Below are 23623 nucleotides of genomic sequence, written 5' to 3'. Positions count from 1 at the left end.
CAAGAAGCCGATGATCTGCTCTTCGCTGAAACGCTTTTTCACGTCCAATCTCCTTCTCGTTGGGGATTGGACTCCAAAGCAGCTTGCTACTCAATTGAGGGGGGGCGTCGCCCCTACGCGGAACTCGACGAACTGATCAGAAGTGCTTTGACTAATTATCCCAAACCGAACTTGGCCCCTTACAACGCAACTCGACGCTGCCTAGATCAAGAGACTGGGCGCGCACCCCAAGTCCGATATTGCTATAGCACCGGAGAAGCGGGAATCATGAGCGTTAGCATTTCTTCTCGAGACTTGATGCAACTGCTGTCTGGAGAGTTGTCACAAGAAGAATTCTGCAAGGCGTATGGGTTCGATGGCCGACGCGTCAATCCGTTTGCGCTCGCCGTCTCTCAGGGGCGCTTGATCCAGAGTGCCTCATTGAGAAAGTTGGACGACGATGATGACTTGGTGACCGTTGAATTTGGTGAGATTGATCCGGCCGTAGCGCCGTTCTTTGTTCCTGTGGATTAGCCTTCCCTGCACAATGCCCGCTTTGCAGTGCGGGTCGTGGCTGGTTATCGATCTGCTGATTGAGCGCTATGGATAGCGGACGAGCCCTTGGGTGATCTACTGATTCGGTCACATTTGTTGAAAATGATCAGTGGCCGTTCCCTTCAGGTCATTGATTGGAATGGATTTTTAGATAGCCACAATTTGGAGGTTGGCTCCCCCATGTGTGCACAACCGTTCTAAGACACACCCAGTTTCAAGCGTTGATCAAGAACCACGAAGAGCCCGCTTTTAAGCGGGCTTTTCTTTACTCCAACGTTTCTTCCACTCAACGCGCCATTGCAGGTCGTGCAGCCCGTTGTGCAGCGGCTGCGGGACGTCCTTGCACCACGCAGAAGTCGCAAGCGTCGTCCCGCAGAGAATCATGGCCAACTGCAAGTATGTTTTCTGGCGTGGCTCCATCGCACGTTAGCGCTGATTGCTGGCGGACTGGGCGGCGGGCAGGTGCTCGCGCAGGTAGTCCGCGCCGGTCTGGATGACCTTGGCCGGATCACGTGGCTGGTCATGCTCGATGATGTACCACTGCACGTCGGCAGCAGCTGCGGTAGGCAGGATCGAGGGCCAATCCAGCACGCCTTGGCCAACGGCGGCAAAGCCGCCTTCCTCTTCGGCCTGGCCTTTCGGTGCATTGTCCTTGGCATGTACCGCAAACACATGGCCTTGGAGTTGCTCCAGCATCACTGCCGGGTTCAGGCCAGCACGCGCGACCCAGGCCAGGTCCAGTTCGCTTTGCAGGTCGGGTCCAGCAGCTGCGAACAGCAGTTCCAGGCCCGTTGTGCCGTTGAAGTCGACCAGCTCGAAGTGGTGGTTGTGGTAGGCCAGGCGCATGCCCTTGTCGTGCAACTGCTTCGCGAGCAGGCCAAGTTCCTGGCCCAGTGCGGTCCAGCCTGCGGCATCAGTCGGGCGACTGTCCTCGAACAGGTAAGGCACCACCAGCATCGTGTTGCCGATCGACCGGTTGTAGGCCACCACGCCGTCCAGATCCTTGCGCAGATCGGTCAGTAGCACGTGGAACGCAATCGCCTTGATCGAATACTTGTCCAGCAGCTGTTTAAGTTCCAAAGCGCTGACGTTCTGTGTGCCAGCCATTTCCACCGCGCGCACGCCCGCGTCGTGGACGATCTTCAGCTGCTGTTCGAGCGAGCCTGCGTTGCGTAGCGTATACATCTGCACCGCGATGGGCTTCTGCGCGTCGTCGACGTTGCGCGCAAAGGCGGGCAGGGCTGCGAGGAGGAGCAGGGCGAGGCTTGCGGTTTTGCGAGCAAAGATGGTCATCAAGAGGTCCTCATGGAGTTCAAGCGATGGTGGTCCAGGCGCGCGTCCTGGCCGATGTGATCACGCGATCAACAATCCGCGCCGAGCGCAATCCGTCTTCGAAGGTGGGCAGGCCCTGCGGCCGTTCGCCATCGATGGCGCGATAGGTGTCGGCGATAAACGCCTCGAAGCAATGGCTGTAGCCCTGCGCGTGCCCGGCAGGCAACACTGACAACCTGCGTTGTTCCGCACTGCCGGCGGCAGGCCCACGTACAAAAATCTCCTCCCGCTGGTCGGGCTGACCGATCCACAGTCGCTCGGCGTCCTCCTGGTTGAACGCCATGCTGGCCTTGGCGCCGTCGATCTCGAACCAGAGCCGATTGCGGCGTCCCGCCGATACCTGGCTGACCGTCAATGACGCCAGCGTTCCTGCGTTGGTCCTGAACATTGCCGCCGCCACGTCTTCGCTAGTTACCGTCTGCATCGTGCTGCGCGCAGCCGGCGTGGTGAAGCTCTGGCCGGTGTGGGTGCCGCGTTCGTTGACCACGGTGTCGAAGGCGGCGCTGACTTCGGTGAAGCGCTCGCCGCTGGTCCATTCCACCAGATCGCACCAGTGCGAACCGATGTCGGCAAACACGCGCGACGCGCCACCCAGCACTGGGTCCACGCGCCAATTGTTGCTGGCAGGGTCAAGCAACCAATCCTGCAGGTAGCTGCCGTGAATCAGGTGCAACGGACCCAGTTCTCCTTGCGCGATGCGCGCGCGCACCTCGCGGATTACCGGGTGATAGCGGTAGACGAAAGGGACGGTGGCGACCAGTCCGCTGGAAGCGGCCAGTGTTGCCAGGGCCTGCGCGTATTCCAGGGTCGTGGCCAGCGGCTTCTCGCAGATCACGTGCTTGCCGGCTTCCAGTGCAGCCTGTGCCATGGGGCGGTGCAGATGGTTGGGCGTGCAGACGTGCACGACTTGTACCTGTGGATCGGCGACTACCTCCTCGATGTTTCGATAGACGCGGGCGACATTCCACGACTGCGCCATCTCGCGTGCGCTTTGCGAGGAAGAGGCGGCGACGCCGCGCACCTCGGCGCCGGCCAGCAATGCCGCGCGACGATGCACGGCACCGATCATTCCAGTGCCGACAATGGCAATTCCAAGTTGTGGCATCGGCCAGGATCCTCAGTGTGCGGAAGGTGCTGCCGCGACCACCGGCCGGTCGCGGAACAGCAGCAGGAAGGAGACCAGTACGATCAGCGCGACGCCTGCGGGGAACAGCCAGATCTGTCGCCAGTTCGGTCCAGCTGCGGTGGTGAAGTGCTCCACCACCGCACCGGACAGGAACGTACCAATCAGCATGCCCACGCCGTAGGTGGCCAAGGTGATGAACCCCTGTGCGCTACTGCGCGCGGCGGGGCCGGCATGTGCATCGGTGTAGATCTGGCCGGTGACGAAGAAAAAGTCGTAGCAGATGCCATGCAGTACGATGCCGATCACCAGCAGGGAGAAGCCGCCACCCGCATCGCCAAAGGCGAACATGACGTAGCGCACAACCCAAGCTGCCATGCCCACCGCCAGCATCGTCTTGACCCCGAGCCGCACGAACAGGAACGGCATAGCCAGCATCAGCAGCACTTCGGAGACCTGGCCCAGCGATTGCAGGCCTGCCGCGCCACGTACGCCAAGATCGTTGAGGTACTGGTTGGTGAAGTTGTAATAGAACGCCAGCGGAACGCAGATGGCGATGGAGGCCAGGAAAAACACAAGGTAAGAGCGCGACTTCAGAAGCCGCAGCGAATCCAGCCCCAGGATCTGCCCCAGCCCGGCGTCTTGCTGTCGTGCCAGCGGCGGCGTGTGCGGTAGCGAGAATGCATACAGGCCCAGGGCCAGCGATGCCATCGCCGCCATCCGGAACGTCAGCTCCAGGCGCTGCGACTGCTCCCAGCCCAGCCAGCCGATCAGCACGCCCGCCACGATCCAGCCGACGGTGCCAGCCACCCGCACCAGCGGGAACTGTTTCTCTGCGGACTGCATATGCCGCATCGCCACGCTGTTGGCCAGTGCCAGCGTCGGCATGAACAACAGCATGTAGCCGATGATGCAAGTGGAGAACAGGCTGAAATTGCTTGCCGTGGACGCAAGCCACAGGAGCACTGCGCCGGCCAGGTGCAGTACCGCCAGGATGCGCTGCGCAGCGAAGTAGCGATCCGCGACCAGCCCGACCAGGAAGGGAGCGACGATGGCGCCGATGGATTGGCTGAGGAAGGCCGTCGCCACCTGGCTTGCGCTGGCCTGCAACGGGCCCTGCACCAGATAGGTTCCCAGGGTCACGAACCACACCCCCCAGATGAAGAACTGCAGAAACATCATCGCGCTCAAGCGCGACATGGTGTGCGTCATGGCTTGCCCTCCCGGGGCGGTAGTGGCTCAGATTCCCAACATGTGACGGATGGACCCGATATCGCTGCCGCTGTCAGCGAAATCATCGAAGGCGCGCTCCGTTACCCGGATGATGTGGTCGGCGATGAAGGCGGCGCCCTGGCGTGCGCCGTCTTCCGGGTGCTTCAGGCAGCACTCCCACTCCAGCACTGCCCAGCCCGGAAAATCGTAGTGCGCCAGTTTGGAGAAGATCGCCTTGAAATCGATCTGGCCGTCGCCGAGCGAACGGAAGCGCCCGGGGCGATCGATCCAGTCCTGGTATCCGCCATAGACACCACTGCGGGCACTGACGCGAAACTCCGCGTCTTTGACGTGGAACATGCTGATGCGCGCGTGATAGCGGTCGATGAAGCCCAGGTAGTCGATCTGTTGCAGCAGCAGGTGGCTGGGGTCGTACAGGATCTTGGCCCGAGGGTGGTGGTCCACCACATCGAGGAAGCGCTCGAAGGTCGCACCGTCGTGCAGGTCTTCGCCCGGGTGGATCTCGAAGCACAGGTCCACGCCACAAGCGTCGAAGGCATCCAGGATGGGACGCCAGCGGCGGCCGAGTTCGGTGAAGGCGGCTTCCACCAGTCCAGGCGGCCGTTGCGGCCAGGGATAGAAGTAAGGCCAGGCCAGCGCGCCGGAAAACGTGGCATGCGCGGTCAGTCCCAGGCGCTGACTGGCCTTGGCGGCGAGCAGCAGTTGCTGCACTGCCCATGCCTGGCGGGCTGCAGGATCGCCACGCTTGTCCGGCGGTGCGAATCCGTCGAACAGCGTGTCGTAGGCAGGATGTACAGCGACCAGCTGCCCTTGCAGGTGGGTGGATAGTTCGGTGATCTGCAGGCCATGCCCGGCCAGCATGCTGGCGACATCATCGCAGTACGCTTGGCTCTGCGCTGCCTGTGACAGATCAAACAGTAGGGGAGCGTTTGTGGGTACTTGTAGGCCAGAATAGCCCAAGCCCGCGGCCCAACTGGCCAGCGTGTCCAGCCGATCGAACGGAGAACTGTTACCGATGAACTGTGCCAGGAACAGGGCCGGACCTCTAAGCGTTTTCAACGAAATCCGCCTTGATGCAATCGATTGCATAACCGTATCACGGGTCTCCGTTAGACGTGTTGTGCATCGCGCCACAAAAGGAAGCACGTAACGCATGGCAACCATTTACGACATTGCAAAGCACGTCGGCGTTTCTGCCGGCACAGTGTCGCGCGCGCTCACCCGGCCGGACAAAGTCCTGCCGGCCACGCGCAAGCGCATCGAGCAGGCGGCCGCCAAGCTGGGCTATGTCCCCAATACGGTCGCCAGGACACTCAAGACCCAGCGCAGCGGCAAGATACTGGTCACCGTCCCCGATATCGCCAATCCGTTCTTCGCGCAGATCCTGCAGGGCGCCGAAGATGCAGCGCAGGCAGTTGGCTACGCGGTTCTGCTCGGTGATACGCAGCATCAAGCCGAGCGCGAGGAGCGCTACGCGCAGATGCTCCGGCGCAACGAGGCCGACGGTCTGATCGTGCTTGGGCACCGCCTTCCACCAACGGCGCGCGACATCGTCAAGCAGCAAGGCAGCGCTGCACCGGTGATCAATGGATGTGAGTTCGATCCGACCATGGGTATCCCCAGCGTCCACATCGACAACGCCGCCGCCGCGCGCGTTGTGATGGAGCATCTGTATGGACTGGGACATGAGCGGATCGCCGTGGTCGGTGGGCCGCCCGACAATCCCCTGCACCAACAACGGATGGAAGGGGTTCGTGCTGCCGCCAAGACGCGCGGTCGTCTGCGCCAGCTGAGCATCGTGCCCGGCGACTTTTCTCTTGAGTCCGGCCATGCGGCCGCGATGGCCTTGTTGGGCCAGCCACTGGTGCCGACCGCGATCTTCTGCTTCAGCGATCAGATGGCATTGGGTGCGCTGGCAGCCTGCCGGGATCTGGGCATCCGTGTGCCGGATGTGTTGTCCATCGTCGGCTTTGACGACCTTGCATCATCCAGTTTCCTTTCCCCACCGTTGACGACCATCAGGCAGCCCATGCGGGAAATCGGAGCGCGCGCGGTCAACCTGCTGCTTGCAATCATCGAGCGCGTCGATGTGCCGCTTCAGCAGACGCTGGATTTCGACTTGATGGTGCGCGGCTCGACTGGCGCGCCGAGGGCGGAGTGATGGCTGGCGGCAATGGCGACCAAGCGTCGGCCTCAACCAGGGAGATAGCTCGAATCGGCTGTCCCCCCTGCCAGATCTTTGATCCATCCAGAAGTAGAGAAGTTCGGCCACAATAGCTGCAGACAAACAGGTCATTCCGCCATGGAATCAGCCTGCTGCCATCCGCCTGCCATAGCCCGCGCAAGTCAAGGTCTCAAGGAAGACACCATGCACGTTTATGATCTCGTAAGTCTGATTGGCGCCAAAGGCAGTGATCCGCAACTCGTGGATTGGTTTGAGCAGCACGGAATCGGAAAACCGCCGGTGTCCGTCACTGCGAATCAAGGCACCAAGAGCGTCAAGGACAAGCGGCATGAGATGGAGTACTACTTCGCATTCGACATCATCAACGATCGCTTCTATCCGCCGGTAGACGGCCCGCGCGGTGGCTTGCTCTGCCATCTGCAGTCTGTGTTGCTGTTCTCACGCAAGCCGAAGGGCAACGTCGCGTTGCCTACTGGGTTCTGGGACGGTTTCGTGGGGCCGGATGCCGGCTTCGACGAGTGCATGACGTTCTTCGATGGGAACGTCGATACATATACCGATACGCAGCTGTTCCAGAAGCCGCTTGGCGAGGATGTGGAGCTCAAGCTCTGGTTCTGCCCCAGGAAGCAGCGGGTGGAGACAATCCAGGCGAGCATCGTGCAGGATCGCCAGTTCATGGGGCACCATGAGTTCGATCAGGCCAATGTGCATAACACGGTGAAACCGGCGGCCACACTGGTGGTCAAGTGGCTGTTCGACGGGCGCCATCTGCGGTTGTCTGACGAGATCTACGCCAATGGGCTTGGTGATGATCATGTCGGGATTCTGGAGTTCGTTCGCCAGCATCTGAATGGTCATGTATGGGCATCGCAGCTCAATGACGACCAGGTGCTGCGGCAGGTGCTGAGCCACACTCAGACCAGCAGGCCGCTGAAACTCTCGAATGGGGAGGCGTTGGAACTGTTCGCGCAGACGCTATACCTGCGGGCTGCTGGTGCATGGGATGCGTATCAGGCGATCTACAACGATGATTCCCTGGACGATTGGGCTGGCTCTGTTGACCGGTTTCGAGAGTCAGTGGTGCTGGATGCAGGACAGCGGCAGGTGTTCGTCGGCATGCTGCATGATGCTTATCGTCTGGCTGCGGCGCACAAGGGATAAAGCAGTGCGGGGCTTTCGTTGACCGAAATTATGATTCCGGTCCATGACCGAATCTCCGCACTGTAGCCGCTTTATGTGGCGGGCGGGCCGCTGCGATCTCCGCCTTTCCACGGAACTCCGAAGGTGATTTCCTGCCTTGTTTTATATGCGGACCCCCCGTCTGGTAAATCCCTGAACCAGACGGCTAGAATCGCCCAACGCGGGTTGGATGCCCGTTCAATGGGGGGCAAGATGCAGATGATGAAGCTGGGGATGGCTTTGGTGCTGTCTTTCTGTTCGGCCAGTAGTTCGGCTGCTGTGGATTTGGGGCATTTCATTCGCAAGGATGATTTCAACGACATCAAGTTGTCGCCATCGGGCAAGTACTACGCGGCCACCGTGCCACTGGAAGACAAAACGGCACTTGTTATTTTTACCCGTGAGGGCAACAGGAAAGCCGGGGCGTTCGTCCTGCAGCGCAATATGCATGTAAACAGCTTCGATTGGGTAAACGACGAGCGCGTGCTGATTGGCATCGCCGAGAAGTTTGGTCTGTTGGACGAGCCGCGTTTGACTGGCGAGTTGTATGCCATGAACGCTGATGGCGGGCAGGCGGAGTTGTTGGTCGGTTTCCGCGTGCAAGGCAATGGCCCAGGTACCCGTATCCAACCCAAAAAGGTGGAGAGTGTGGCCGCATTCCTCGTCGATGGCTTGCCTGCGGATGACCGGAACGTGGTGGTGTCTACATGGCCGTTGGGCACGATGGAGCCATTCACCCGTGCTGAGAGGCTGGATGTAAACAGTGGGCGTCGTACGGTGGCCGCGACGGTGCCGGTGCGCAACGCCAGTTTTGTCACCGATAACAGCGGTGAAGTGCGTCTGGCGCTGGGTTCCGGTTTGGACAACATCAGCAAGCTGTATTACCGCGATGCGGCAGGCAGCGACTGGCGCTTGATCAACGATCAGAAAGCGGATGGCCGAATCGAGGTGCCATTGGGCTTCTCGGCGGATAACACATTGGCCTATCTGCAGGTGCGTGGTGATGGCAAGGGGCCGGACAGTATCGTGGCTTGGAATCCTGCCACCAATGCCCGTACTACCGTATTGCATGACCAGGCAGCAGACCCGTGGTCCATTATCTATCGCACCGGCACGAGCGTGCCTGTGGGTGCGCAGATAATGGACGGGCGTCACCGCAGTGTGTTCTTCGATGATGGTGTGCCTGAGGCGCGTTTGTTCCGTAGTCTGGAAGCGGCGTTTCCGGGGCAATCGGTGCGGATCACTTCCAGTACCAAGGACGGTCAGCTGTCGATGGTGAGAGTGTGGTCTGGCAGTAATCCGGGTGACTTCTACCTGTATGACTCCGCGGCCAAGAAACTGAGTTTCGTGGTGGCCAGCGGCAGCTGGATCGACCCGGATGCAGCTGCCATGGTTGAGCCTTTCAGCTTTGCGGCCCGCGATGGATTGAGGATCCACGGTTACCTCACCAAGCCACGTGGTGTCAGTGGCCCGCGGCCGATGGTGCTGATGCCGCATGGTGGCCCGTACGGCATATTCGATTCATGGCGCTACGACCGTGACGCGCAGATGCTGGCGGCGGCAGGCTATACGGTGATGCAGGTCAACTATCGAGGTTCGGGGAACTACGGTTGGGAGTTCCGGCGTGTCGGTGCGCAGCAATGGGGCGGAACCATGCAGGACGATCTTACCGATGCGACCCGCTGGGCGATCCGTGAAGGACAGGCTGATGCAACGAAGATCTGTATCTATGGCGCCAGCTACGGTGCCTACGCCGCGCTGATGGGCGCAGCAAAGGAGCCCTCGCTCTATCGCTGTGCAGCAGGCTATGTAGGCGTTTATGACTTGCCGATGATGCAGCGTGCGGATGCACGCACCGCGCGTAGCCTTGGCAATTGGTCCAAGGACTGGGTCGGCGAGGATCAGGCCGCGCTGGCGGCTGCATCGCCGAACCGTTTTGCTGATCGCATTAAAGTTCCGGTGTTTCTCGCTGCCGGTGGCGAAGACGAGATCGCGCCAATTGAGCACACTCGGATGATGGAGGCCGCACTGAACAAGGCCGGGGTGCCGGTGGAGTCACTGTACTTCAGCACCGAAGGGCACGGTTTTTATACCGAGCCGCATCAGCGCGAGTACTACGGCAAGTTGTTGAGCTTCCTGTCGCAGCATTTGGGTGGAGAGAAGGCGAAGTAGCTGCCTGTTCGGGTTGCGGGTACTAGCCTTGGTTTTTGTGGGAGCGGTGTAAACCGCGAAGCTGGCGCTGTGTCAGGTTGCGGATACTGCTGGCGTGCACGCGATGCGAGCTTCGCGGCTTACGCCGCTCCTACAAAAGCAGAGGGGTCAACGCACGCCGTGCATCATCCGCTTCAGCAGCGGCGAGGCAAGCAGGGCTACCGCCGCGCAGCCCAGGCCTATCCACATCAGCAGCCAGAACAGGTGTTCGTAGCGGCCGGCGGCCTCGGCGATGTTCATCACTTCGCCTTCGGGTACGTCGATGGCGGCCAGCTTGCCGAACAGTGCAGCCAAGGTCTCGGAGAATGCCGTGGCCAGGAACCAGGTGCCCATCATCAGGCTGACCACGCGCGGTGCGGCCAGCTGGGTGACCGCTGACAGGCCAACTGGCGACAGGCACATCTCGCCGATCTCCAGGATCAGATAGGCCAGTACCAACCACCATACGCTGGCCATCTGCCCGGTTGCACCTACCTGCTGCGCGGCCAAGGCCAAAGGCACGAAGGACAGCGCGCCGAACACCAGGCCGAACGACGACTTCAACGGCTTCGATGGGTCGAGGTGACGCTTGTCCAGCCATGCCCACAAGGCAGCGAACAACGGCGCAAGCAGCACCAGGAACAGTGCACCCAGATAGGTCAGCGAACCGGCGGTCTGTGGTAGCACCAGGCAGTCGCGGACCAGCATCACCAGCATCGCAACAACGATGACGCCGAACAGCAGGCGCGGTGCATTTGATGCCGGATTGCTATCAGACAGGCGTGCCGCCACCACGAAACCCAGCGGCGCCAACAGCAGCGAGACAATGGACCACGGCAGCGGCGTGCCTTCGCGGATCACCAGCGACGGCACCAGGTCCTTGGTCAGCAGGCGATCGGTGAATGTGACCCAGGAGCCGTAGGTCTGCTCATACAGAGTGAAGAACACCAGTGCCATGAAGATCAGCACCATCAGCGCGATCATCTGCTGGCGCTGTTCCGGTGTGCATTGCGTGCCGGTGAACCAGGCAAACCACAGCAGCACGCCGCCCAGCACAACGATCATCAACATCAGCGCCAGGCTGATTTCGCCACCCAGCGCGAACGCGCCGTTGGCTGCTGCCCACATTAGCGCCGCGACCGGAACGATGCTGACGATGGCAACGCCGTAGATCAGCCATTCGCGCGGCACGCCGAACACGCGCTCGCGCAGTGTCTCCGGTTGTGCCGGCTCGGCGTGCCCGTGCAGGTACTTCTGCCCCCACAGGAACATCGCCAGCCCGACCAGCATGCCGATACCCGCCGCGCCGAAACCGTACTTCCAGCCATAGGCTTCACCGAGGAAACCGCAGACCAGCGAGGCGAACAGGGCGCCGAGGTTGATGCCGGCATAGAACAGCGAGAAGCCCGAGTCACGGCGTGGATCGTTTTCCGGGTAGAGCTTGCCGACGATGGTGGAGATATTGGGCTTGAGGAAGCCCACGCCCATGATGATCAGCGCCAGCGACAGATAGGTGACCGACAACGCGGCTTCGTCGCGTACCACTTCGCCTGCTACGCGGTGCGCCTCGTGGCCCTCGAAGGCCATGCCGATGTGCCCAAACACCAGCAGGATGCCGCCGAACACCACCGCCTTGCGCATGCCCAGCCAGCGGTCGGCCAGCAGCCCGCCGAACACCGGGATGCAGTAGACCAAGCCACCGTAGGCACCGAGCAGGTCGAGCCCGGCCTTGTCGCCGAACAGGTGGTACTTGGTGAGGTAAAGCAGCAGCAGCGCCTTCATGCCGTAGAAGGAGAAGCGCTCCCACATTTCGGTGAAGAAGCAGACGTAGACGCCCTTGGGGTGGCCGAGGAAGTCGTCGGAGCGGGGGCGGCTCAATGCAGTTGCGGTCATCGGTGGTGCCGGGTGGGACAGCGGCCGAGTATAGGACCGCTGCCCCGATGCTGCGCGTTCATAGATAGCGCAGCCAGGCCAGGTCGCGACGGCGTGCCTTGAAGCGGGCAAAGGCGCGGGTGGCGGGGTAGAGCAGCACCGCCAGCACCACGCTGATCAACAGCAAGGCCGACACCGATTCGACTGCGAAGTAGGGGCCGTGGTTCGCGCCCCAACGCGCCATCGCGGCCAGGTACAGCAGCTTCAGCACATACAGATGCAGCAGGTAGAAGAACATCGGCGCCGCGCCGATCGATGCCAGTGGCTGCAACCACGCTGCGATGCGAGGTTGCTCGTACAGGCGCAGCAGCAACAGGCCGATGCCCAGCGTCAGCAACAGGAACAGCAGCGAAGGCGGGTACTTGGTGACGTTGAGCAGGCTCATCAGCGTTGTCTGGGCATCGGTGAAGCGCAGCCAGGGGTGGTCGCCGTAGACATTGGCGGCACGCAGCAGCACGAAGCCGGTCAACATCGCCGTACCGGTGATCAGCAGCCAGCGCTGGCGCTGCGGCGCCGGGCGGTTGCTGGCGTACCACGGGCCCAGCACGTAGCCCAGGGCAATCACGCCGATCCATGGCAGCAGCGGATAGGAGGTGCGCAGGCGCAGGCTGTTGCCCAGTTCTATCCAGTCACGCTGGTGCAGTATCTTCCATAGCGTCGCCAGTACGCCGTTGCCGTGTGCCTGCAGCGGATCAAGCAGGTTGTGGCCGGCAATGATGACCACCGCCAGCACCAACAGCAGCTTGCGCGGGAGCCACAGCAGGCCGGCCAACGCGATCATGCTCAGGCCGATGGCCCAGATCACCTGCAGATAGAGCGTGCTGGCCGGGAACTGGAAGGTCCAGGCGAAGTTGACCAGGGTCAGCTCCAGCACCACAAGGAACAGGCCGCGCTTGAGCAGGAAGGCTGCGGTGGCGCCGCGCGGATCGGGCTGGCGTTGGCCATACAGCCACGCCGACAGACCGGTAAGCAGCACGAACACCGGGGCGCATAGATGGGCCAGCAGGCGGAAGCTGAACAGGGCAGGTGAGACCGAGCCGACGTCCATCGGGTCGCTGACTTGATGCTGCAGATAGAAGGTCTCGCGTACATGGTCGATCAGCATCAGCAGCATCACGGTGCCGCGCAGCTGGTCGATGGAGGCCAGGCGGGTGGTCAGGGCAGGGGGCATGCAGGGGAGTCTTGCTGAAAAGATATAACATAACATCACTGGTCGGCAGGGGCGACTTTGCCGATATGGCCAACAGGAGGTGCGGATCCGCGGAATTACCGGTGCGGCGGGCATCGGCGCTGCGTTCAGGCTGGACTTGCCGTTAAGCGGGCGTTAGCGTGGCGAAGGTTTTTTTGCCATCCAAGGGCTTTCCATGAACAACGCTGCGCCTGCGCAGCTCACATTCCGCGCGGTGGTTCTTGCCGTCGTGCTGGCTGTGGTGCTGTCTGCCGCCAATGCTTACCTGGGCCTGTTCGCAGGCTTGACCATCGCTACCGCCATTCCGGCCGCCGTCGTCTCGATGGGCGTGCTGCGTCTGCTCGGTGGCGGCACCATCCTTGAGAACAACATCGTCCAGACCGGCGCCTCGGCCGGCTCGTCGATTGCGGCTGGCGTGATCTTCACGATCCCGGCGCTGGTGATCATGGGCTACTGGCCGGACTTCAAGTACTGGTGGGTGCTGGGCATCGCCGGCCTCGGCGGCCTGCTGGGCGTGCTGTTCTCGGTGCCGCTGCGCCGCTCGATGATCGTCGAAGACCCGCTTCCCTTCCCGGAAGGCAAGGCGGCTGCTGAAGTGCTCAAGGCCGGTGAAAACCCGGGCCCGGGCATGAAGATCCTCGGCATCTCGGCTGCCATCGGCGGTCTGGTGAAGCTGGCTGCGGCCTCGGGCCTGCGCATCTTCCCGGATGCCTGGGCGCAGTCGGCCTATATCGGCAGCTCCAAGATCACTGCCTTCATCGGTACCAACCTGTCGCCGGCGCTGCTGGGCGTGGGTTACATCGTCGGCTTGAACGTCGGCATCGTGGTGGTGTCCGGCTCGATCCTGTCCTGGCACATCGCCATTCCGCTGTACCAGGCGTTCTTCCTGGGCGGTAACCCGGACCTGGCGGCCTCGCTGGCCAACGCCGGCTCGGCCGAAGCAGCCTTCGCCATCTGGGGTTCGCAGATCCGTTACCTGGGCGTCGGCGCCATGTTGATCGGCGGCGTCTGGACCCTGTTCTCGCTGCGCAAGTCACTGCTCAATGGCGTCAAGAGTGGTTTCGCCGCTGCCCGCAAGAGCAGTGGCCCGGCACTGGCCGAGACCGAGCGCGACCTGCCGATGAAGTGGATGCTGATCGCGCTGATCGCCTTCACCCTGCCGCTGCTGGGCCTGTACCAGGCCATCGTCGGCCAGTGGCACGTGTCGATCCCGATGACCATCATCATGATCGTCGCCGGCTTCCTGTTCGTGTCGGTGTCGGCCTACCTGGCCGGCCTGATTGGTTCGTCCAACAACCCGGTCTCGGGCATCACCATTTCCACCATCCTGTTTGCCTCGGTGGTGCTGGTGTTGCTGCTGGGCAAGGACGGCCTGATTCCGGTCGGCGTCGGCGGTGCTCCGCTGGGTGCGGTGGCCGCGATCATGATCGGCGCGGTGGTCTGCTGTGCGGCCGCCGTTGGCGGTGACAACCTGCAGGACCTCAAGGCTGGCTACCTGGTCGGCGCGACGCCGTGGAAGCAGCAGCTGATGCTGGGCATCGGCGCGTTCTCCTGCGCCCTGATCATGGCGCCGGTGCTGAACCTGCTGGCTCATGCCTATGGCATCGGCGCACCGACTGCCGAGCATCCGAACTCGCTGGCAGCGCCGCAGGCCAACCTGATGGCTTCGGTCGCCCGTGGCCTGTTCGGTGGTGAACTGCCGTGGGGCATGATCGCGCTGGGCGCTGGCGTCGGTGCGATGATCATCGCCATCGACGAATGGCTGAAGAAGACCGGCAAGCGCTTCCGCGTGCCGGTGCTGGCTGCCGCCATCGGTATCTACCTGCCGCTGGAGCTGATGGTGCCGATCTTCCTGGGTGGCCTGCTGGCCCACCTGGTCGAGCGCTTCCACAAGCTGCGCGCCGACGACGAAGAAGGCCGTGACCGAGTGCACCGCCCGGGCGTGTTGTTTGCTGCTGGTCTGATCACCGGTGAGGCGCTGATGGGTATCGCCATTGCGGTGCCGATCGTGGTCAGCGGGCAGGGCGACGTGCTGGCGCTGCCGCTGGGCGGTTTTGCTGAGAGCTGGGCGAGCGTGTCGGCCTGGGTTGGCCTGTTTGTGCTGTTCCTGGTTGGCCTGCTGATGTACCGCATCGGCAAGAAGGGCGAGCCGGCGGCGAAGAGCTGAGGCTGACTGACCAGGCTGTGGCTTTGTCCCTTCTCCCGCTTGCGGGGGAAGGTGCCCCGCAGGGGCGGATGGGGGGAGCTTTTGATTTTGACTTGGTTGGGGCTTCAAGCTTTAGAGCCAAAGCCAAAGCCAAAGCCAAAGCCAAAGCACCCCTCCCCAGCCCTCCCCTTGGCCTTCGGCCAAAGGGAGGGGGCTTGGAGCCAAAGCCAAGGCGCCCTCACCCCAACCCCTCTCCCGCTTCGCAGGAGAGGGGCTTAGGCAAAAGCAGGGCCAGATCAAACGCAAAGCCGCCCTTGGGCGGCTTTGCTGTTTCCGGCGGTTGCCCTGCCATGACTTCAAGCCTTTGCAGTGGGGCGGGCTGGCCGCCTACCATCGGGGTTTGTCTTTGCCTGGGAGTTGCCCATGAAGCTTCGTCACGCCCTGTTGCCGCTGTGCCTGCTGGCCGCCTTGCCATCATTGGCCAGTGCGCGCGGTTTTGAAGTCCGCGACATGGTCAAGCTGGACCGCGCGTCCGCGCCGCTGCTCAGCGCCAATGGTGCGCAGGTGGTGTTTGCCAAGCGCATCGTCGATGCCGACCTCAAGGCCAGCAGCAGCCTGTGGATCCGCGACCTGCGTACCCGCGACATGGCACCGCCGAAGCAGCTGACCCCGGCTGGCTGGAACGTCAATTCGGCCTCGATCGAGGGCCAGAACGTGTACTTCCTCAGCGCCAAGAACGGCAGCCAGCAGCTGTATGTGATGTCGTTGGCAGGCGGTGAACCGCGCCAGCTCACCGATTTCGCGCTGGACGTGGACAGCTACCGCATCTCGCCGCAGGGCGACCGCGTGCTGTTCAGTGCCGGCGTGTTCCAGGACTGCGGCTCGGACCTGGCCTGCACCAGCAAGCGCCTGGAGAAGGACAAGGCTGACAAGAGCAGCGGCCAGGTCTACGACAGCATGTTCGTGCGTCATTGGGATACCTGGGCTGACGGCCGTCGCAACACCTTGTTCGTGGCACCGTTGCCGGCTGCAGGCGCAGCTGCGGTGAAGGGTGCTTCCGCTATCAGCGCGACGCTGGCCGGCGATGCACCGTCCAAGCCGTTCGGCGGCAATGAAGACTTCGTCTGGTCGCCGGATGGCAAGACCGTGGTGGCCAGCATCCGCGTGCAGGGCAGCAAGGAACCGTGGTCGACCAACTTCGACCTGTACAAGCTCGATGCTGCCGGCAAGCAGGCACCGGTCAACCTGACCGCTGCCAACCCGGCATGGGACGCCGGCCCGGTGTTCAGCGCGGACGGCAAGACCCTGTTCTACCGTGCGATGAAGCGCCCGGGCTTTGAGGCTGACCGCTTCGGCCTGATGGCGATGGACGTGGCCAGCGGCAAGGTCAATGAGATCGCTGCGCAGTGGGATCGTTCGGCTGATGGCATCACCTTGTCGGCCGATGGCCAGACCATCTATACCACCGCGCAGGACATGGGCGAGCACCCGCTGTTCGCGGTCAACATTGCCAATGGTGCGCCGACCAAGCTGGTGGGCGAGGGCAGCATCTCCTCCTTCGACATCGCTGGCGATGCGCTGGCCTTCACTCGCAATTCGCTGAAGAGCGGCGACCAGGTGTTCACCAGCAGCACCGCTGCCGGCGCGCCGCAGCGCGCCATCACCCAGAGCGCCGGCGAAATGCTGGACGGCGTGAACTTCGGTGACTTCGAGCAGTTCTCGTTCAAGGGTTGGAACGACGAGACCGTGCACGGCTATGTGGTCAAGCCGCACAACTACCAGGAAGGCAAGAAGTACCCGGTGGCGTTCCTGATCCACGGCGGCCCTCAGGGCAGCTTCGGCAATGGCTGGAGCTACCGCTGGAACCCGCAGACCTATGCGGGTCAGGGCTACGCGGTGGTGATGATCGATTTCCACGGCTCCACCGGTTACGGCCAGGCCTTCACCGATGCGATCAGCCAGCATTGGGGCGATCGCCCGCTGGAAGACCTGCAGAAGGGCTGGGCCGCGGCGCAGCAGAAGTACAGCTTCCTCAACGGCGACAAGGCCTGTGCGCTGGGCGCCAGCTACGGCGGCTTCATGGTCAACTGGATCGCCGGCAACTGGAACGAGCCGTGGAAGTGCCTGGTGAACCACGACGGTGTGTTCGACCAGCGCGCCATGGGCTATGCCACCGAGGAACTGTGGTTCACCGAATGGGAGCAGGGCGGTACGCCGTACGACGTGCCGCAGAACTACGAGAAGTTCAACCCGGTCAACCACGTCGCCAACTGGAAGAAGCCGATGCTGGTGGTGCAGGGCCAGCTGGATTACCGCATCCCGGTGGAGCAGGGCCTGGCCACGTTCACCGCGCTGCAGCGTCAGGGTATCGAGTCCAAGTTCCTGTACTTCCCGGACGAAAACCACTGGGTGCTGAAGCCGCATAACAGCGTGCAATGGCATGACACGGTCAATGGCTGGTTGAAGCAGCACATCGGCGAGTAACGAGTCATGGAGAAGGCGCGCCGTTGGCGCGCCTTTTCTTTTTGGCCTGCACCGCGATTCATGACCTGCGCCGCGCTACATTCTTGTGCTTGTTGTCATGGAGGCGGGATCGATGGGAATGTTCAGCATCTGGCATCTACTTGTTCTGTTGGTCGGCTTTGTGTTTCTTGCAGGCGGCATCGCCTTGGTTGTCTGGCTGTGTGTACGTGCAGCAGCTAGATCAGGTCCGGCGACGGGGCCGTTGAGCCTGCAGCAACGTCTGCAACAACTGGATGAGCTCCGCGCAAAAGGCCTGCTCAGCGAGGCGGAGTATCAGCGGCAGCGCAGTGTCATCGTGAGCAGCATCTAGTGTCTGTAGTTGTTGACCTGTCTGGGTGTTGATTCCCTGACAGATGGGGTGTTGTTGTTCTGCCGGGCTGACATGGCCGGAAGGGGCGCAGGACGCGCCGATGTTGCTTCGTCCTGCGCTATCCCTGTCTTCCGTTCTTGAAGATGTGTGGCAGCAGGTTTTCTTCAGGGCAGGGGTTGCCCACACAGGTAATCAAGGGGATAGACGATGATGGCAGCCGCAACAGGCGCACTCATCAGCAATGACATCATCGTGTTCGGCCTGATCGCCGCCACCTTGGGCGTTATTTTCTGGACATCGGGCAGCAGCAATCCGCTGCTGAAAAAGTTCTACAGCTTCGTGCCCGCGTTGCTGCTGTGTTATTTCATTCCCGGCGTGTACAACACCGTCGGCCTGATCGACGGCGAAACCACCAAGCTCTACAACCCGATCGCGCGCGATGTGTTCCTGCCCGCGGCGCTGGTGTTGCTGACGCTGTCCATCGATCTGAAAGGCATCCTCGGCCTGGGCTGGAAGATGCTGGCCATGTATGTGGCGGCGGTGTTGAGCATCATGCTCGGTGCGGTGGTCGCGTTCCAGGTAATGGCCTGGCTGCATCCGGAAACCGTTGCGGGTGCGACCTGGGGTGGCATGGCAGCGCTGGCCGGCAGCTGGATCGGCGGCGGTGCCAACATGCTGGCGATGAAGGAGATCTTCGAAGTCGATGCCACCACCTTCGGCCAGTTCGCGGTGGTGGATGTCGGTGTCGGCTACGTGTGGATGGCGGTGCTGATCTTCTTCGCCTCACGCGCACCGGCCATGGACAAGCGCAGCGGCGCCGATACGCGCGCGCTGGATGATCTGCGTGACCGTGTGGCGAGTTACCAGGCACAGCACGCGCGCATTCCTGCGCTGGGTGACTTGATGGTGATGGCCGGTGTGGCATTTGGTGCGGTTGCACTGGCGCACGGGCTGGCTGCACCGCTGGCCGATTGGTTTGCTGCAAACGTCAGCTGGTCCAGTTCGGTGAGCATGGACAAGCCGTTCGTGTGGGTGGTGATGCTGGCGACCTTCATCGGCCTGGGCCTGAGCTTCACCCGCGTGCGCGAGCTGGAAGGCGTGGGCGCGTCGAAGTGGGGCTCGATGTTCCTGTACTTCCTGATCGCCTGCATCGGCATGCAGATGGATCTGTTGGCGTTGCTGGAGAAGCCGTGGTTGTTCGCGCTGGGCGTGCTGTGGATCGGCGTGCACATCGTGCTGCTGTGGTTGGCTGGCAAGTTGTTGAAGGTGCCGTTCTTCTATTTCGCGATTGCCTCACAGAGCAACATCGGTGGGCCGGCGTCGGCGCCGGTGCTGGCGACCGCCTTCCATCCGGCCTTGGCGCCGGTAGGCGTGCTGCTGGGCACCTTGGGCTATGCAGTGGGTACTGGTGCGGCCTACGTGGTTGGGATTACCTTGCGGGCGATGGCTGGGGCTGGGTGAGTTTTAGCGCACGTTGAGCGTTCCCCCTCTCCGAACCCTTGGTTTGCAAGTCGCTCCTTACGCCCCGCGGTGGGAGAGGGGCTCCAACGCTGCAATGACCGGTGTTGCTGGCACTCGTCTTGATTTGAGCCCCTCTCCCCTTGCGGGAGAGGGGTTGGGAAGAGGGGAGGCGCGCAGCGCTGCTTTCGCTGAACAAGACCCCTGCCCGCCACCATGCTAGGCTCCACCTTCCCACGCCACGTCACCAACGTGGCGTTTTTATTTCCCTTCGATCGACAGGAACAGGCCTTATGCCGACCGAACCCAATACTGCGCTTATCACCAATGACATCGTCGGCCTCGGCCTGATCGCTGCCACATTGGCCCTGATCTTCTGGTTGGCCAGCGGCCCAACCCCGTTCTGGAAGAAGGTCTTCACTTGGGTGCCAGCGCTGCTGTTGTGCTACTTCATACCCGCCATCTACAACACCACCGGCCTGATCGATGGCCACAGCACCAAGCTCTACAACCCGATCGCGCGCGATGTGTTGCTGCCGGCGGCGCTGGTCCTGCTCACGCTTTCCATCGATTTGAAAGGTATTGCCAAGCTCGGCCCCAAGCTGCTGGTGATGTTCGTCACCGGCACCGTGGGCATCGTGCTGGGTGCGGCGGTGTCGTTCCAGGTGATGAAGTTCATCCATCCGGAAACCGTGGCCGGTGACACTTGGGCTGGTATGGCCGCATTGGCCGGTAGCTGGATCGGCGGCGCCAACATGGCGGCCATGCGCGAAACCTTCAATGTCGATGCCACCACGTTCGGCCAGATCGCGGTGGTCGATGTGGCCTGTGCCAGCCTGTGGATGGCGGTGCTGTTGTGGCTGGCCGGGCGCTCGCAGGCGATTGATGCCAAAAGCGGTGCTGATACCTCGGCCATTGACGACATGAAGCGTCGTATTGCCGAGTACGAAGCCAAGAGTGCGCGCAATCCCAGCCTGACCGACCTGATGGTGATCGTCGGTGTCGGCCTGGGTGTTGTTGGTCTTGCACATGCCCTGGCGACGCCGCTGGCCGCTTGGTTTGGTGCCAACGTCAGCTGGGCCAGCAAGGCCTCGCTGGATTCGTCGTTTGTATGGGTGGTGATGCTTTCCACCGTTGCTGGTCTGCTGCTGAGCTTTACCCGTGCGCGCAATCTGGAAGCGGCAGGTGCATCGAAGATCGGCACCTTGTTCCTGTATTTCCTGATTGCCTGCATCGGCATGCAGATGGACCTGCTGTCGCTTGCAGATCGCCCGTGGCTGTTCCTGCTCGGTGTGATCTGGATGGGCGTGCACATCGGCCTGCTGTACGTGGTTGGCCGGATGCTGCGCACGCCATTGTTCTTCTTCGCCATTGGTTCGCAGGGCAATATCGGTGCGGCGGCATCGGCGCCGGTGGTGGCTGCAGCGTTCCACCCGACCTTGGCGCCGGTGGGCGTACTGTTGGGCACGGTGGGTTATGCCACTGGCACGGTGATCGCCTACATGACCGGCCTGATGCTGAAGTGGATGGCTGGTGCCTGAGTGACTCTGGATTTGTAGGAGCGGCGTGAGCCGCGAAGCCGGCAATGCATCCGAAGATTTGTAGAGCCGAGCCGGGCTCGGCAGGGCACCGGTAAAGCCCCTGCCGAGCATGGCTCGGCACTACGTTCGGGATTTTCGGTAAGGCCTCTGCCGAGCATGGCTCGGCACTACAAACAGCAGAAAGGCGGCGCCATTGGCGCCGCCTTTTTTCGTTGCTTGTCTCCGCTGCTTCAGCAGCAGCGGAAGCCGCTCCTGCCGCCGAAGCGGGCTTCCTGTCGTTCGCGGAAGAAGGTTTTGTAATCCATGACATCACGGTCAGGATGCTTCTCGCGCATGTGCCGGACATAGTTGTCGTAGTCCGGCACGCCGCAGCAAAGCCGCGCGGTCTGCACCAGACGCCGCCAGGTGCGGCGGAACGTCTGGTACTGGCCGACGGGGACCAGCTCGGTGCCCATTACAGGTCAACCTCGTGCGGCTTCAATGCCACGTAAGGCGTTTCCTTGTCGGTGCGCACCGACGAGCGGCGTGCAGCAGCGATGGTCTTGATCGAGTACACCAGCACTGCGAACACCACGAACAGGAACAGCGCGGTCAGGCCGGTGTTGATGTAGTTGTTCACCATCACCTGGTGCATCTGGTCGAAGTTCTTCGACGGTGCCAGCAACTCGCCGGCGGCAATGGCGTCACGGTACTTGTGCGCCTGGGCCAGGAAGCCCACTGCCGGAACGTCGGAGAAGATCTTGATGAAGCCGGCTGCGGTGGTGCAGATCAGCAGCCAGATCGCCGGGACCAGCGGCACCCAGGCATACTTGTCCTTCTTCATCTTGAACAGCACTACGGTGCACAGCAGCAGTGCCACGCCGGCCAGCATCTGGTTGGCGATGCCGAACAACGGCCACAACATGTTGATGCCACCCAGCGGGTCGGTCACGCCCTGGTACAGGAAGTAACCCCACAGCGCGACGCAGCCACCGGTGGCGATGAAGCTGGCCACCCACGAGTCGGTGCGGCGCAGGGCCGGCACGAAGTTGCCGAGCAGGTCCTGCAGCATGAAGCGGCCCGAACGGGTGCCGGCGTCGACGGCGGTCAGGATGAACAGGGCTTCGAACAGGATGGCGAAGTGGTACCAGAAGGCCATCATGCCTTCGCCCGGCAGTACCGCATGCAGGATCTGCGCGATACCAACGGCCAGGGTCGGGGCGCCACCGGCGCGCGAGAGGATGGTGGTTTCACCGATCTCTGCCGCGGTTGCGGTGAGCTGGTCCGGGGTGATCGCAAAGCCCCAGTTGGTGACGACCTGGGCGGCGTGTACCACGTCGGTGCCGATGATCGCAGCGGGGCTGTTCATGGCGAAGTAGATGCCCGGCTCGATGATCGAGGCGGCCACCATGGCCATGATTGCCACGAACGATTCCATCAGCATGCCGCCGTAGCCGATGTAGGCAATGTGGCCTTCATTGGCCAGCAGCTTGGGCGTGGTGCCCGAGCTGATCAGCGCATGGAAGCCCGACACTGCGCCACAGGCAATGGTGATGAACAGGAACGGGAACATGCTGCCCTTCCACACCGGGCCCGTGCCGTCGGTGAACTGGGTCAGCGCCGGCATCTTCAGCTCCGGCATCACGATCAGGATGCCGATCGCCAAGCCGACGATCGTGCCGATCTTGAGGAAGGTGGACAGGTAATCACGCGGGGCCAGCAGCAACCACACCGGCAGTACCGCCGCGACGAAACCGTAGCCGATCAGCATCCAGGTGATCTGGATGCCGGTAAAGGTGAACATCGGGCCCAACACCGGATCAGCGGCCACCTTGCCGCCGTACCAGATCGCTGCGATCAGCAGGAACAGGCCGGCGATCGAGATCTCACCGATCTTGCCTGGGCGGATGTAGCGCATGTACACGCCCATGAACATGGCGATGGGCATTGTCGCGATCACCGTGAACATGCCCCAAGGGCTGCCCTCCAATGCCTTCACCACGATCATCGCCAGCACCGCGAGGATGATGATCATGATCATGAAGACGCCGAACAGCGCGATGGTACCGGGCACCTGGCCCATTTCCTCGCGCACCAGATCGCCCAGCGAGCGGCCGTTGCGGCGGCTGGAGATGAACAGGATCATGAAGTCCTGCACGGCACCGGCCAGCACCACGCCGGCAATCAGCCAGAGCGTGCCGGGCAGGTAGCCCATCTGTGCGGCAAGCACCGGGCCGACCAGCGGGCCGGCGCCGGCAATGGCGGCGAAGTGGTGGCCGAACAACACGTGCTTGTTGGTGGGCACGTAGTCCAAGCCATCGTTGTTGATGATCGCCGGCGTGGCGCGGGTGGGATCAACCCCCAGCACCTTGTTGGCGATGAACAGGCCGTAGTAGCGGAATGCGACCAGGTACAGCGACACCGCTGCCACCACGATCCAAAGGGCATTGATGTGCTCGCCGCGGCGTAGCGCCACGACGCCTAGACAGAACGCGCCTATCAGGGACAGCAGCGCCCATCCGGCTTTTGAAAAACCTTTCATCGAGTCGCCTCGCAGGGGAATGTCTGCAAGGGTCTACCCATGCAGGTCGGGGGTCAATGTGCATGGCAGCTGAAGCGGATGCGACTTTGGTCTTAGGTCCATGTCTTATTGAATATGACTGCGGGGCAGCGCTGTGCTGTAACGGTAGGCTGGCTGGAACAAATGGTTGCAACGGTGGCGATTGGTTTGGCTGTCGTTGACGACCATTGTCTGCAGCACGTCCAAGG

At 62.2% G+C, this 23623-nt stretch carries 17 protein-coding genes; 9 read left to right on the top strand and 8 right to left on the bottom strand.

Annotated elements, in window-relative coordinates; translation table 11 throughout:
- Positions 1-513, top strand: a 513-nt coding sequence (locus tag ACVOLL_RS12865; protein ID WP_481513237.1) for a hypothetical protein, incomplete at its 5' end; no start/stop codon positions are given.
- A gap of 447 nt (positions 514-960) precedes the next feature.
- Here the strand turns inward: ACVOLL_RS12865 and ACVOLL_RS12860 are convergent.
- The 4 genes from ACVOLL_RS12860 to ACVOLL_RS12845 are packed head-to-tail and all read right to left on the bottom strand — an operon-like array spanning position 961 to position 5281.
- The gene (locus ACVOLL_RS12860) at positions 961-1827 is read right to left on the bottom strand and encodes a sugar phosphate isomerase/epimerase family protein (RefSeq protein ID WP_481513236.1); all 867 of its coding nucleotides are present in this window, start codon (positions 1825-1827) and stop codon (positions 961-963) included.
- A 19-nt stretch (positions 1828-1846) separates the two neighbouring features.
- Complete coding sequence (locus ACVOLL_RS12855; RefSeq protein ID WP_481513235.1) at positions 1847-2971, bottom strand: Gfo/Idh/MocA family protein; 1125 nt, start codon at positions 2969-2971, stop codon at positions 1847-1849.
- A 12-nt stretch (positions 2972-2983) separates the two neighbouring features.
- Positions 2984-4201: a nucleoside permease gene (locus ACVOLL_RS12850; protein WP_481513234.1), complete on the bottom strand. Its 1218-nt coding sequence runs from the start codon at positions 4199-4201 to the stop codon at positions 2984-2986.
- A 27-nt stretch (positions 4202-4228) separates the two neighbouring features.
- Positions 4229-5281 carry a sugar phosphate isomerase/epimerase family protein gene (locus ACVOLL_RS12845; RefSeq protein ID WP_481513233.1) on the bottom strand — a complete coding sequence of 351 codons (1053 nt, stop codon included), beginning with the start codon at positions 5279-5281 and terminating at the stop codon, positions 4229-4231.
- Positions 5282-5375: 94 nt separating this feature from the next.
- Between ACVOLL_RS12845 and ACVOLL_RS12840 the strand changes: the two genes are divergently transcribed.
- From ACVOLL_RS12840 to ACVOLL_RS12830, 3 genes are all read left to right on the top strand, one after another.
- Complete coding sequence (locus ACVOLL_RS12840; protein ID WP_481513232.1) at positions 5376-6383, top strand: LacI family DNA-binding transcriptional regulator; 1008 nt, start codon at positions 5376-5378, stop codon at positions 6381-6383.
- 207 nt (positions 6384-6590) lie between these two features.
- Positions 6591-7568 (top strand): hypothetical protein, encoded by a 978-nt coding sequence (locus ACVOLL_RS12835; RefSeq protein ID WP_481513231.1) that lies wholly within the window; start codon positions 6591-6593, stop codon positions 7566-7568.
- 219 nt (positions 7569-7787) lie between these two features.
- On the top strand, positions 7788-9758 hold the full coding sequence (locus tag ACVOLL_RS12830) for an alpha/beta hydrolase family protein (RefSeq protein ID WP_481513230.1): 1971 nt from the start codon (positions 7788-7790) through the stop codon (positions 9756-9758).
- A gap of 147 nt (positions 9759-9905) precedes the next feature.
- On the opposite strand, the gene ACVOLL_RS12825 is transcribed toward ACVOLL_RS12830, so the two are convergent.
- Positions 9906-11669: a peptide MFS transporter gene (locus ACVOLL_RS12825; protein WP_481513229.1), complete on the bottom strand. Its 1764-nt coding sequence runs from the start codon at positions 11667-11669 to the stop codon at positions 9906-9908.
- 58 nt (positions 11670-11727) lie between these two features.
- Positions 11728-12879 (bottom strand): acetyltransferase domain-containing protein, encoded by a 1152-nt coding sequence (locus ACVOLL_RS12820; RefSeq protein WP_481513228.1) that lies wholly within the window; start codon positions 12877-12879, stop codon positions 11728-11730.
- Positions 12880-13072: 193 nt separating this feature from the next.
- On the opposite strand from ACVOLL_RS12820, the gene ACVOLL_RS12815 reads away from it, so the two are divergent.
- The 5 genes from ACVOLL_RS12815 to ACVOLL_RS12795 all read left to right on the top strand — a co-directional run bounded on the left by ACVOLL_RS12815 (position 13073) and on the right by ACVOLL_RS12795 (position 20875).
- Positions 13073-15064: an OPT family oligopeptide transporter gene (locus ACVOLL_RS12815; protein WP_481513227.1), complete on the top strand. Its 1992-nt coding sequence runs from the start codon at positions 13073-13075 to the stop codon at positions 15062-15064.
- A gap of 402 nt (positions 15065-15466) precedes the next feature.
- Positions 15467-17527, top strand: a complete 2061-nt coding sequence (locus ACVOLL_RS12810) for a S9 family peptidase (RefSeq protein WP_481513226.1) — start codon at positions 15467-15469, stop codon at positions 17525-17527.
- Positions 17528-17639: 112 nt separating this feature from the next.
- Positions 17640-17876, top strand: a complete 237-nt coding sequence (locus ACVOLL_RS12805; protein WP_481513225.1) for an SHOCT domain-containing protein — start codon at positions 17640-17642, stop codon at positions 17874-17876.
- Between the two features lie 210 nt (positions 17877-18086).
- Positions 18087-19337, top strand: coding sequence for a DUF819 family protein (locus tag ACVOLL_RS12800; protein ID WP_481513224.1), 1251 nt, complete (start codon positions 18087-18089; stop codon positions 19335-19337).
- Positions 19338-19627: 290 nt separating this feature from the next.
- Positions 19628-20875 carry a DUF819 family protein gene (locus ACVOLL_RS12795; protein ID WP_481513223.1) on the top strand — a complete coding sequence of 416 codons (1248 nt, stop codon included), beginning with the start codon at positions 19628-19630 and terminating at the stop codon, positions 20873-20875.
- Positions 20876-21105: 230 nt separating this feature from the next.
- Here the strand turns inward: ACVOLL_RS12795 and ACVOLL_RS12790 are convergent, their stop codons facing one another.
- On the bottom strand, positions 21106-21330 hold the full coding sequence (locus ACVOLL_RS12790) for a YbdD/YjiX family protein (protein ID WP_481513222.1): 225 nt from the start codon (positions 21328-21330) through the stop codon (positions 21106-21108).
- On the bottom strand, positions 21330-23396 hold the full coding sequence (locus tag ACVOLL_RS12785; protein WP_481513221.1) for a carbon starvation CstA family protein: 2067 nt from the start codon (positions 23394-23396) through the stop codon (positions 21330-21332). The genes ACVOLL_RS12790 and ACVOLL_RS12785 overlap by 1 nt, the downstream gene beginning before the upstream one ends.
- Positions 23397-23623: the final 227 nt, after the last annotated feature.

It is taken from the genome of Stenotrophomonas sp. STEN035 (assembly GCF_056759935.1).
This window is presented reverse-complemented; position numbering and strand designations above follow the sequence as displayed.